Raw genomic sequence first — 13,392 nt, 5'->3', positions numbered from 1 at the left:
TGTACCTCCTGATAGTTCTGATATTATTATGATCTATTAAGTGGAAAAAGGCAAGAATTAAGTTAAAAATTCATTAATAAAGACTGAATATCGTAATGAAATTAAGTTATATAGTCTGTATAATTTATACATATTAAAAGATTGTTCAGCAGAAAGGATGAATTTTATGGCGACTATAAAACTGGGGTTCGCCCCCACAAGAAGGAGCATTTTCAGCGCCCCGGATGCAATAAAGTATAGGAATTTGACGGCGGGGAGGCTTGAGGAACTGGGAGTTTCTTTCGTGGACATTACTGATATTAACGAAGAAGGGCTTCTCTACGATGACAGCCACGTAAAAATCATAGCTGAAAAGTTCAGGGCCGAAGGAATCGATGGCCTGTTTCTCCCTCATTGCAACTTCGGAACAGAATACGTTTGCGCAAGGCTGGCAAAGGAACTTGGGGTTCCGGTTCTGATTTGGGGGCCCAGGGACGAGAGGCCGGACGAGAATGGAATTCGCTTGCGGGACAGTCAATGCGGCCTCTTTGCCACAGGAAAGGTGCTGAGAAGATTTAAGGTACCCTTTACCTATATGACCAACTGCCGCCTGAAGGACCCGGAATTTGAGCGGGGAATCCGTGATTTTCTGGCGGTCTGTAACGTAGTAAAAGTATTTAAAAACACAAGAATCCTGCAGATAGCCCCCAGGCCTTTTGATTTCTGGACCACTATGTGCAACGAAGGCGAGTTACTGGAACGGTTCAACATACAACTGTCCCCTATTCCTATGCCTGAATTAACCTCCGAGATACGACAGGTGAAAGAGGAGAGGACAGAAGTTGAAAAGATAATAAAGGACTGCAAAGAGTCCATGAATATTAAAATCAGTGAAGAGGCACTGTTAAATGTCGCGGCATTAAAGGCTGCCATGAAAAATTTGGCGGTTAAGTACGGCTGCAATGCGATTGCAATTCAGTGCTGGAATGCCCTTCAGGGAGAAATCGGCATTATGCCATGCGGAGCCAATTCTCTGTTAAATGAAGAAGGAATTCCGGTGGTCTGTGAGACAGATATTCACGGGGCTATTACCGCAGTTATGGTAGAGGCGGCGGGCATGGATGAATGCAGAAGTTTTTTTGCGGACTGGACTGTAAGACATCCAGACAACGAAAATGGAGAATTGCTTCAGCACTGCGGTCCATGGCCTATTTCCGTTGCCAAAGAAAAACCGACCCTGGGCTACCCTCTGGCATTTAACCATCCGGGAGCTGTGGAGGCAGAGGCAAAGCATGGTGAGATGACCTTATGCCGGTTCGATGGGGATAACGGGGAATACTCTCTTTTACTTGGAAAGGCGAAGGGAATCGATGGTCCATATACGAAAGGCACTTACGTATGGGTAGAGGTAGCGAACTTAAAGAAGCTGGAAGCAAAGCTGGTGGAAGGGCCTTATATTCATCACTGTGTGGGTATCCACAAGGACATTGTACCGGTTTTATACGAAGCCTGCAAGTACATAGGCGTGAAGCCGGATTTATATGATGACAATGAGGAAGAGATCAGGGCCTATTTAAGAGGAGAATGATATGGATGGACTAAAGGCAAAGACCTATGAACTGAGAAAATCTGTGATAGATATGATTATGGAAGGGAAAGGGGGCCACATCGGCGGAGATATGAGCGTCATAGATATATTGGCCGTGTTATATTTCCGCCAGATGAACATAAGTCCGGAGCAGATGAAAGATGAGGATCGAGACCGATTTGTGCTTAGCAAGGGACATTCAGTGGAAGCTCTGTATGCAGTGCTTGCGGCAAAAGGTTTTTTTTCCATGGAAGAAGTCATAAAGAGTTTTTCAAAATTTGGCTCCAGGTTTATTGGGCATCCCAACAACAAGCTTCCGGGCATTGAGATGAATTCAGGCTCACTGGGCCACGGATTGCCTGTATGTGTAGGAATGGCTCTGGCAGGAAAGATGGACGGGAGGACCTACCGGGTCTATACGGTTATGGGCGACGGAGAGCTGGCGGAAGGATCTGTATGGGAAGGGGTCATGGCTGCCAGCCAGTTTAAGCTGGATAATCTCTGTGCCGTTGTGGACCGCAACCGCCTCCAGATTTCCGGGAATACAGAGGATGTCATGGGGCATGATGACCTTGGTGATCGTTTTAAAAGCTTTGGCTGGCATGTAATCGATGTGGCGGATGGAAACGATGTGGAGAAACTAAACGACGCATTTGAACAGGCAAAGACAGTAAAGGGAAGGCCCAGCGTTCTGATTGCCAACACGGTTAAGGGATGTGGTTCCCCGATTATGGAAAATAAGGCGGACTGGCATCATAAGGTGCCTACTGCAAAAGAGTATGAGGCCATTATGGCTGATTTGGAAATGAGAAGGGAGGCGGCAGTATGAATAAGATACCCAACAGGCAGGCGATATGCGAGACATTGTTAATGCAGGCAAAGGAAGATCCTGATATCATTGTCTTGTGCAGCGATTCCCGGGGAAGCGCATCCCTGGCCCCATTTGCCCAGGCATATCCACAGCAATTTGTGGAAACAGGAATTGCGGAGCAGAATCTGGTCAGCATTTCGGCCGGACTGGCAAAATGCGGGAAAAAGGCATTTGCTGCTTCTCCCGCTTGCTTCTTGTCTACCAGAAGTTATGAGCAGGCGAAGATAGACTGTGCCTATTCTGATACGAACGTGACTTTAATCGGAATCAGCGGCGGTGTCAGCTATGGAGCCCTGGGAATGAGCCATCATTCAGCTCAAGACATTGCGGCTATGGCCGCAATTCCCAATATGAGGGTTTATCTGCCCAGCGACAGGTTTCAGACAAAGCGGCTGATTGAGGAATTGTTAAAGGATCAGAAGCCTGCCTACATAAGGGTGGGAAGAAATGCGGTAGATGACATTTACACGGAGGAGAGCTGTCCCTTTGAGCTGAACCGGGCCAATGTACTTTCCCAGGGAACGGATATTGCGATCATTGCCTGTGGGGAGATGGTAAAGCCGGCGTTGGAGGCCGCAGAGATTTTAAAGAAAAGCGGAATTTCGGCATCCGTTACGGATATGTACTGTGTAAAGCCTTTGGACCAGGATGCTGTATTAAATGTGGCAGAACATGCTGGAGCAATCATAACCGTGGAGGAGCATTCCCCATATGGAGGACTGGGCTCCATGGTCAGCCAGATAGTCGCAGCCCACTGCCCAAAGAAGGTCATCAATTTGGCTCTTCCCGACTCTCCTGTCATCACAGGAACCTCAAAAGAAGTGTTCGAGTACTACGGACTTACTGCAGAAGGAATAGCAAAACAGGCAAGGGAGCTGATTTAATATGGCAAAATATATTCTGGCGGTGGACCAAAGTACTCAGGGAACGAAGGCTCTTCTTTTTGATGAGGATGGGAAACTGGTAAAAAGAGAGGATATGCCCCACAGGCAGATCGTAAGCGAAGAGGGTTACGTTTCCCATGACCCGGAGGAAATCTACCAAAACACGTTAAAAGTGGTACGAAAGCTCATGGAAACCTCCGGAGTTCCTAAAAATGAGATTGCCGGTCTGGGAATCAGCAATCAGCGGGAAACTGCCCTTGTGTGGGATAAGAAAACAAGTAAGCCACAAGCCTTAGCAATTGTATGGCAATGCGCCAGATCCTGGGACATCTGCAAAAGTATTGAAGAGACCGTTGATTCGGAAATCATACGGAATAAGACTGGATTGATCCTTTCCCCTTATTTTCCTGCTTCAAAATTTAAATGGCTTCTGGAACATGTTGATGGCCTAAAGGAACGGGCGGAGAAGGAGGAGCTGTGCTTCGGAACTGTGGATACGTGGCTGGTTTTCCGTTTGACAGGCGGGACTTCTTATAAAACAGATTATTCTAACGCTTCCAGGACGCAGCTTTTTAATATCAAGGATTTGGTTTGGGATCAGGAACTCTGCATAATATTCGGTTTAAAAAGCCGATGGCTGGCGGAGGTTTCGGATTCGGACTCATTCTTTGGAATGACGGACTTTGAGGGACTGTTTGACGCACCTATACCCATTCACAGCGTGATGGGAGATTCCCACGGCGCGTTGTTCAGCCAGGGTTGCTTAAAAAAAGGTATGACAAAGGCAACCTATGGAACCGGATCTTCTATCATGATGAATACGGGAAAAGAACCGGTGTTTAGCACCCATGGGGTAGTGACTTCCTTAGCCTGGTGCATGGGCGGAAAGGTGAACTACATTCTGGAAGGTAACATCAATTATACAGGTGCGGTAATTACCTGGCTGAAAGAGAAGATGAACATGATTTCCTCCCCGGAGGAGACGGAGCAGATTGCAGGAGCTGCCGACCAAAATGATAAGGTCTACTTAATCCCGGCTTTCACCGGCTTAGGAGCGCCATATTGGGACAGCCGTGCCACCGCTTCCATCAGCGGTATGACAAGGACCACTGGCCGGGCGGAAATCGTCAGGGCCGGACTGGAAAGCATTGGCTACCAGATTACCGACGTAATTCAGGCTATGTGTGAGGACATGAACTGCATCATACCAGAACTGCGGGTGGACGGAGGTCCCACGGAAAACCAGTACCTGATGCAGTTTCAAAGCGACATCCTGGGAACAAGTGTGCGTGTCTCTGAAATAAAAGAGCTCTCCGGAATGGGAGCCGCTTTCGCCGCAGGCCTTTCCCTCGGCATCTATCAGGAAGATATATTTGAAAAAATGAAAGCAAAGCAATATAATCCAAGTATGGGGCCAGGAGTGAGAGCTAAGAAATATGAAGGCTGGAGAGAAACGGTCAGGAAGATTCTGGCTTAAATACAGTGGACCGGACAACTATAACGTAGTGGGAGAGAAAGCATGCTGAAAGTATCGGAAATAACAATTGAATATTTGAGAAATCCGGTGGGTCTGGACGGCAGGCCGTGGTTTGGCTGGATTCTTTGCAGTGACAAAAAAAATGTAAACCAGGAAGCGTACAGGCTGGAGATTGCCGGGGATGATGACTTTGAAACCATATTTTATGAAAGCGGATGGGTTAAGAGCCGGGAGTCCGTCCATGTGGAGGCGGCCGGGTTTTGTCCTGCTTCCTGTAAAAAGTATTTTGTCCGTGTACAGGTGTACGATGGAGAGGAAGAAAGCAGATTCAGTGAACCGGCATTTTTTGTCACGGGGATCTTAAAACAAGACCAGTGGAAGGCAGAGTTCATTACTGCGGAAGGATCGGAGGATAAAGACTCCTCGGGAAGCACTTATCTGCGAAAGGAGATCGAGGTCAACGGTGAAGTGCTGGAAGCTTACGCATGCACTACGGCACTGGGGCTGTACCATTTCTATATAAACGGACTTAAGGTGGGCATGGACGAGATGACCCCTGGCTGGACCTCCTATAAGAAACATTTGTGCTATCAGACCTATGAAGTCACGGATCTGATAAAACAGGGGGCAAATGCGTTGGGAGCCATGGTTGGCGCCGGCTGGTATAAAGGAAAAATGGGATTTCTGCATTTGCGGAATAATTACGGAGATCAGGCGTCTTTTCTGATGCAGCTGGTGATCCGATACCGGGACGGAAGAGAGGAAACGTTTATCACGGATGAAAGCTGGCGCGGACATGAGGCTCCTGTGATTTTTTCTGAGATTTATGACGGGGAGCTGTACGATGCCAGTATGGAAATCCAGAACTGGAACTGTCCGGGCTTCCGCGCGGACGGCTGGAAAGGGGTGCACACGGTGGAGTTTCCCAGAAGCGCCTTGACCGCCCAGGCCGGTTCGAAGGTGAAGGTAATAGAGACTTTAGAGGCAAGGAGCATCTTTCAGACTCCACAGGGAGACTGGGTCATTGATTTCGGACAGAACCTGACAGGCTGGGTACGGTTTAAGTTGCGGGGAAGGACAGGAGAAGAGGTAAGATTTCAATGTTTTGAGACGCTGGATTCTTCAGGAAATGTTTATACAGCCAATCTAAGGTCGGCAAAAGAAGAAATCCGCTATATCTGCAGAGGGGAAGGCGAAGAAATCTATCAACCCCATTTCACCTTCCAGGGCTTTCGGTATGTTCATGTCCTGGATTGGCCGGGGGAACTGAAAGAAGAAGATGTGGCAGCCTGCGTCTTGCATTCGGACATGGAAGAAACCGGAGAATTTTCCTGTTCCAATCCTTTGGTAAACCAGCTTCACAGCAACATTAAGTGGAGCATGAAGGGGAATTTTCTGGATATCCCCACGGACTGCCCCCAGAGAGATGAGAGAATGGGCTGGACGGGAGATGCACAGATATTTTGCCGTACTTCCTGTTATCTGATGAATACCTATACTTTTTTCAGAAAATGGCTGAAAGATGTGGCCGCGGACCAGACGCCTGAAGGGGGAGTTCCCCATGTGGTGCCGGACATCATTAGCGGCAGGGAAAAAGACGATTGGCTGCTTTCACAGGGAACCCATTCCGCGGCAGCCTGGGCTGATGTGGCCGTGATCAACCCATGGACCCTTTATCTTATGTATGGGGATAAGGTCATATTGGAAGAGCAGTATGACAGCATGAAGCAATGGATTGGGTTCATGAGAACCCATGCCAGGGATCATATCTGGAATTATAAGCTACAGTTTGGCGATTGGGTGGCGCTTGATGCAGAGGAGGGCAGCTATTTCGGAGCAACCCCCAATGATCTGACCTGTACCGCATATTATGCTTACTCAACAGGACTGTTTGTGAAAATAGCGTTTATCCTGCAGCGGGAAGAGGATGCCAGAGAGTATGAGGCATTGTATGGAGAGATCGTAAAGAAGTTTCAGAGCACATTTTTTGAAAGTGACGGAAGCATGACGGCAATGACTCAGACAGCCCATATTCTGGCTCTGCATTTTAATCTTGTGCCGGAATCATATAGGAGGAAGACGGCTGAACAGCTGGTTAAACTGCTTGAGAAAGAGGGAGGGCATCTGGTGACGGGTTTTGTTGGCACACCCTATTTCCTGCATGCGCTAAGCGGAAATGGATATGCGGATAAGGCCTATGAGCTGCTTTTGAAAGAAGATTTTCCTTCCTGGCTGTATCAGGTTAAAAGGGGGGCGACCACTATTTGGGAGCATTGGGACGGGTTAAAGCCGGATGGAACCATGTGGAGTCCGGATATGAACTCTTTTAACCATTATGCCTATGGAGCGGTGGGGGAATGGCTGTATCGCTCTGTTCTGGGAATTGAAACGGATGAAGTTTTTTCCGGATACCAGCATATCATCATCAGCCCCCAGACAGGAGACGCCCTTGCATATGCAAAAGGATCTTATAAAAGTGCTCATGGAATGATCCGGGTCAGTTGGGAAAAAACGCAGACGCCGGGAGAACGGCGGCTTGCATTTACCGTACCGGCCAATGCAGCGGTTAAAATACGTCTGGAAAAAGGGGCGGTACCGTCTGAAACCGATGGTCTTACTTTTCAGCTTGAGGCTGGCTGTATGACGGCCGAATCAGGCTCCGGTAGCTTTGAAATATTTTACAAAAAATAGTGAGGAGGAGAACGATGCTGACAGATTTAAAAAGTTCACCCTTTGCCCGGGTTTGCGGTCTTCCCTTTCGAGCAGTGAAATGGACAGGCGGGTTATACAAGGAACGGCTTGACACCTGCATGAATTCTACGGTCCCCCATTTGCGAAAGATGTTTGAGAGTAAAGACATCAGCCATGTGACGGAAAATTTTAAGATAGCAGCGGGTGAATCAGACGGTGATTTTGACGGCACTGTTTTTGGAGACGGTGATTTTTATAAATGGATGGAATCCGCTGTTTATACGGCGGTCCTGGGAGATGACCGGCAGCTTTTGGAAGAACTAGAGGATTATGTTGAATTGATAGGCAGGGCACAGTTGCCTGACGGATATATTTCCACAAAACAGATTATCAGTGAGAAGAAGGGGAAGGCCGCAAGACTTGGCGATATTAACGATTTCGAAGTCTATAATTTCGGCCATCTGTTCACCGCGGCCTGTCTGTATCAACGTGTGACAGGCAGGGACAGCTTTCTTGCGATTGCCGAGAAAGCTGCCGGATATTTAAAGCATCTGTATGAAGAGGCCAGGAAGAGCAGGGAAGTACAGACCGCTGTATGCCCTTCCCATTACATGGGGCTGGCCGAATTGTACCGGACAACGGGAAAGCAGGAATATCTGGATTTGCTGAAAGTTGCAGTGGAGCTGCGGGACTGCGTAAAAGAAGGGCTGGATGACAACCAGGACAGACTTCCTCTTAAGAAGCATGAAAAAATCATCGGCCATGCGGTGAGAGCCAATTACCTATATGCAGGAGTGTCGGATCTGTGCCTGGAAGAGGAAAATCCGGAACTTACGGAGGTTCTTCATAAAGTATGGCACAGCCTTGTGACGCAGAAGCTTTACATAACCGGAGGATGCGGCGCTTTGTATAACGGTGCGTCGCCATATGGAAACTTTTTCACCCACCAGCTGGTCCATCAGGCTTATGGATATGAATACCAGCTCCCCAATGTGACGGCCTACAATGAGACCTGTGCCTCTGTTGGAGGCGTATATTGGGCATACCGCATGTTTTGCATGGAGAAAAAAGAGGAGTATGCAGAGGTTCTGGAACGGATGGTCTTAAATGTGAACCTGGCGGCAGTCAGCCTGGATGGGAAGAGATTCTTCTATGAGAACATGCTGCGCCGGGCCAAAAAACTCCCTTATGAGTTGATCTGGGGACAGGAGCGGACGGAATATATTTTGAGCTACTGCTGTCCGCCTAACTTGGCCAGGATGATTGCTCAGTTGAGTGAATACTCTTACACCGTAGACGATACCGGCATTTATCCGGTATTATACGGTGCCAGTCGGGCGGATATTAAACTCATGAATGGCTGTGAAGGTGTTTTGGTTCAAGAAACGGACTATCCATATGACGGAAAAATAAGCTTTCGCTTTGAACGCATGAAGAAGAATGTGCCGGTAAAGCTGCATTTAAGGATCCCGTCCTGGGTGCGCGGAGATAGCGGGGTTCAGAAGACTGATAATGGGCAGAAGTGTATATGGGAAAGGAAGCTTTCTGACGCGGACAGGGGCAGTTTTCTGACCGTGGAAATAGAGGATCCGGAAAATACTGTGGTCATTCTGGATTTAGGGATGAAGCCCCGTCTGACCTGTGCCCATGTTCTGGTGGAAGAAGACTGCAATCAGGTGGCTGTGGAGCGGGGGCCGCTGGTATACTGTCTGGAAGGTATTGACGCCCTGGCGGAAACCATTGACGATCTGTTTGTTCCGTCAGACGTACGGTTGGAGCCGGAGGAGATTGAGATAGATGGCCGGAGAATGACCGGGCTAGCGGCTACGTTTTTGAAGAAAATACATGGACCGGAATATGACAGAAATTCCCTTTACCAGGATTACTCTGAGGAAGGCTATGAACCGGTCCCGGTGCGCATGATTCCTTATTTTGCCTGGGATAACCGCGGGTTAAATGAGATGCGTATCTGGATGCCCGTAGTCAGAAACAGATTTGGCAGTGAAAAGCAAGGATGAGGAGGCAGGTCAATGTTATATGGAGTATCCTATTACCCGGAACATAAAAACAATGAAGAGCTTAAATGGGATTTAAAGCTGATAAAGGAAGCGGGAATCAATACGGTCCGAATGGGAGAATTTTCCTGGTGCCGGATGGAACCCGAGGAAGGAAGATATGACTTTTCCTGGCTGGACCCGGTGATTGAGGAACTGGGGCAGGCAGGCATCCGTACGATCGTAGGAACTCCTACGGCATGTCCCCCGGCGTGGATGGTGGAAGCCTGGCCGGATATGTTTTATCAGGATAACAGGAGGATTTGCCGTCCTTTCGGAGGCAGAAGACATGGATGCTATAATCATGAAAAGTACAGGAAGGCCTGTGCCGGCGTCGCAAAAGCCATAGGGAAGCATTATGGCAGGAATCCCTATGTGGCAGGGTTCCAGATTGACAATGAACTGGCCCAGGAAGGAACGGGCAGATGTACCTGCGAAAACTGCCGGAAGAAGTTTCAGGATTGGCTGGAGCAGAAATACGGAGGGATTGAAACCTTTAACAGGAAAAGCGGAGCCATCTTTTGGTCCCAGGAGTACCGGTCCTTTGAACAGATCAACCCACCGGTCAATGCCATTGAGCCGGGGGCGCAGATCCAGATACGGGACTTTTATGAAAACCCCACGGTCCGTCTGGAGTTCGAACGGTTTTCCAGTGAAAGCCAGATCGAGTTTCAAAACATTCAGGCTGATATCCTGAAGGCTTTTACTTCCTATCCGGTGACCACCAATGGAACGGGACTTGTGACCAACAGCATTGACTATTTTAAAGGCTTTGAAAATTTAGATTGCTATGCCTTTGATTATTATCCCAATCTGCGGGATGCCTGGGTGGATTCCTTCCCGTATGCATTTGGCAGAGGAGTGAAGCCTGACCTACCGTTCTGGGTCATGGAATTTATGTCCGGCGGTGGCCACAGGCTGAGCGGGACGGGACGGCTGCAGCCCGGACCCGGTGCATTGAAGCAGGCGGTGGTTCAGGCATTTGCCAATGGGGCCGATTTACTTTTACACTATCAGTTCCGCAGCTTTCCGGCGGGGGCAGAGCAGTTAAACTATGCGATCGTGGATTTAGACGGGATTCCAAGAAGGCGGTATTATGAAATGAAGGAAACAGCCAACCTGTTAAAGCAGCTGGAACCCTTAAAAGAAACCTCTTTCTGCTCGGAAGTAGGGATTCTGCTGGATTATGACAGCCATTGGGCCCTGAAAATAAAGCCGGTCAATGAGCCTGAATTTTCTTATATGGATTTTGCCGGGAAGCTGTATTATAATTTAGAACGTATTGGGATTCATTCCGATGTGATTTCCCTTGAACGTGATTTCCTGGTGTACAAGGCATTGGTGCTTCCGGCCTCCTTTGTTCTGAAAAAGGAGACGGCAAAGAGGCTCCGGGAATATGTAAAACAGGGCGGAATTTTGATCGCCACCTTTTTAACCGGTGTTAAAAATGAGGATAACCTGGGGTATACAATACCTCTTCCGGCCCATCTTGACGAAGTATTCGGAGTTACGGTGCAGGAGGTTGAGCCGGTATTTGACAGCAACAGGACTAAGTTAGGCATCCGTCTGGCATCTGAGGAAGATGAGGTGGAAACAAGGGACAAAGCATGGAGCGAGCTGCTGGCAGGGGATGCAAAACTCCTTGGGTCCTACAAGGAAACCTATAAGAAGGACTCTATGGTGATTTCCCAACATTCCTATGGGGACGGAACGGCTTATTATGTGGGAACGGATCTGGAAGATCCGGCATGGAGGGCATTTTTTAAGTCACAGTTAGGCCCTGTCTGCAAATGGAAGGATGAGATAGAAGCTCCGGAAGGAGTACAGGTAATAAGCCGGATCTGGCAGGGAAAACAGATCTATTTCCTGTTTAATTTTTCCGGACAGGAGAAAACTGTCTGCATTCCGGCAGGAAAATCGGATTTTCTGACAAAAGAGAAGCTTCAACAGGAGATCAACTTAGAGCAGAATGGTTTTAAGGTCATTGTGTAAGGATAGGCATTAGAAAAGAGAAATAAGGGAGCACCGGATTTATGGTTCTTCCTTATTTTTGCATAGCAAGCGGAGAGGGGAATTATGAAACGGTGGAAATTATGGTTGGAGGAAATGTGGAAAAAGAGAAGCATCAAGAATCAGATTTTGATTTCTATGCTGATTTGCTTAATCCTGGCAGTGGCTTTGGTTGGCTGCATAACCTTTACTTTTTCAAAAAGGACCATGGAGCGCAATTACCAGAATTCCCACAGGCACAATTTAGAAGTGTCCGGCAGCATCATTGACATTCAGCTGCAGAATCTGGTCGACCTTTCCAGGACCCTGCTTAACAATCAGAATTTTAAAAAAATTATGATGAAGAAACAAAAGAAAAGCACTTATTTTTCCAGCCGCGATGATGTTGTTTTAAATCATACGCTTAGTGATTTGGCTGAGCAGAATAAATACATTCAAAGTGCGGTAGCCATTCATAAAAAGGGAAATATCTATTTTTACAGCAAGCTGACCCTGCAGAACGGTAAGATGCTTAAGTATCATAAGGATGAAGACATTTTAGCTATGGACTGGGTTGCGGTGGCGGACCGGGAAATGGGGAAAGAAGTATTTTACGGGTACAATGTGCTGTTTGATGATAACAATGAAACATTTTCCATGGTGAAAGCCTTAAAAAATACGGAAAATGGGGAAGACATGGGGTATGTGGTCTTTAACATTAAAAAAAGCATGTTCCTTTCCGCGTTTGGAAAAGGGGATGAGGGATATGTGACCAACCGGTATATGATTTTTGATAAAAATGCGAGCCGGTCTGTAGGCAGGCCTGACTGGAATCTCGTCTACTTTCACGGAGGAACGGACGTGAAACAGGAGGTTCTGGAGAATTATATTTCAGGAGAGACGGGCAAATATTTATTCAGTGAAGTGCACAATGAAAAGGGTGACTGGGAAGTAGTCAATGTAATTGCCAGAGAGGAATTAAGCCGTGACAGCAATTATATCGCCTGGATTTCAGTGCTGGTATGTATGGCCATGCTGATTATCTGCTGCCTGTTTGTCAACGGGATTTCCAAGGTCATCACATTCCCTCTGGAACAGCTGAAAAAGAATATTGACGTGGTCAGTAAAGGAACATTCCGTATTGAAGAGGAGTTTGACGAAACGGAAATAGGAAAGATCGGCACCCAGTTTAAGAACACGGTAAACAATAATCTGGACCTGCATGAAAAACTCCTCCATTCTGAAATCAAGGAAAAGGAGGCGGAGCTTTTACTTCTGCAGTCGCAGATCAACCCTCATTTTTTGTACAACACCTTGGATTCCCTTTATTTTATGGCGGTAATTGAGCATGCGGATGAGATTGCAGATATGGTGCTTGCACTTTCGGATACGTTTAAGCTGAGTTTGAACAGAGGAGAAAAGCTGATTGAGGTCGGAGCTGAGATTGAAAAAATAAAAGCGTATATGAAGCTTCAGAACATGCGTTACCACAACCGTTTTGAACTGAAGATTGAGATAGAGGAATCCCTGATCAGCCGGAAAATCCTTACGTTTATTCTGCAGCCGGTAGTGGAAAATGCGGTGTATCACGGGTTGGAGCCGAAGCTTGGCGGTGGGTGCAGCATCCGCTTATCCGGCTGCCTTGATGGGGAAGTTATGGTATTTAAAATCAAGGATAATGGGGTGGGAATTGTGGACATGAACCTTTTGGATGAAGGCTACGGAGTAAAGAATATAAGGGAGAGGCTGTCTTTGTTCTATGGGGATAAGGCAGGTATCTGTTTTGAAAGTGAGGCGGGAGCGGGAACTGAGGTCACTGTAAGAGTACCGCTTCATGCAGAAAAAGAGGGGGAATAACA

General features: G+C 47.5%; 8 protein-coding genes. All 8 read left to right on the top strand.

The window, feature by feature from the left end:
• The first annotated feature begins 166 nt into the window (after positions 1 to 166).
• The 8 genes from AC27IJ_RS08310 (at position 167) to AC27IJ_RS08275 (ending at position 13,390) form a co-directional block, all read left to right on the top strand.
• Positions 167 to 1,567 (top strand): L-fucose/L-arabinose isomerase family protein, encoded by a 1,401-nt coding sequence (locus tag AC27IJ_RS08310; protein WP_313154748.1) that lies wholly within the window; start codon positions 167 to 169, stop codon positions 1,565 to 1,567.
• A gap of 1 nt (position 1,568) precedes the next feature.
• Positions 1,569 to 2,396: a transketolase gene (locus AC27IJ_RS08305; RefSeq protein ID WP_313154747.1), complete on the top strand. Its 828-nt coding sequence runs from the start codon at positions 1,569 to 1,571 to the stop codon at positions 2,394 to 2,396.
• Complete coding sequence (locus AC27IJ_RS08300) at positions 2,393 to 3,322, top strand: transketolase family protein (RefSeq protein ID WP_313154745.1); 930 nt, start codon at positions 2,393 to 2,395, stop codon at positions 3,320 to 3,322. The genes AC27IJ_RS08305 and AC27IJ_RS08300 overlap by 4 nt, the downstream gene beginning before the upstream one ends.
• A 1-nt stretch (position 3,323) precedes the next feature.
• On the top strand, positions 3,324 to 4,799 hold the full coding sequence (locus tag AC27IJ_RS08295) for an FGGY-family carbohydrate kinase (RefSeq protein WP_487148342.1): 1,476 nt from the start codon (positions 3,324 to 3,326) through the stop codon (positions 4,797 to 4,799).
• A 42-nt stretch (positions 4,800 to 4,841) separates the two neighbouring features.
• Positions 4,842 to 7,490, top strand: a complete 2,649-nt coding sequence (locus tag AC27IJ_RS08290; RefSeq protein WP_487148340.1) for a family 78 glycoside hydrolase catalytic domain — start codon at positions 4,842 to 4,844, stop codon at positions 7,488 to 7,490.
• Between the two features lie 14 nt (positions 7,491 to 7,504).
• Positions 7,505 to 9,508: a glycoside hydrolase family 127 protein gene (locus AC27IJ_RS08285; protein ID WP_487148338.1), complete on the top strand. Its 2,004-nt coding sequence runs from the start codon at positions 7,505 to 7,507 to the stop codon at positions 9,506 to 9,508.
• Between the two features lie 12 nt (positions 9,509 to 9,520).
• Positions 9,521 to 11,536, top strand: coding sequence for a beta-galactosidase (locus AC27IJ_RS08280; RefSeq protein WP_487148336.1), 2,016 nt, complete (start codon positions 9,521 to 9,523; stop codon positions 11,534 to 11,536).
• Positions 11,537 to 11,620: 84 nt separating this feature from the next.
• Positions 11,621 to 13,390, top strand: a complete 1,770-nt coding sequence (locus AC27IJ_RS08275; protein WP_312501400.1) for a sensor histidine kinase — start codon at positions 11,621 to 11,623, stop codon at positions 13,388 to 13,390.
• Positions 13,391 to 13,392 lie beyond the last annotated feature (2 nt).

It is taken from the genome of Lacrimispora sp. YZC11 (genome assembly GCF_057543815.1).
Note: the sequence above shows the minus strand (reverse complement) of the source record. Positions and strands in the feature narration are given on the sequence as shown.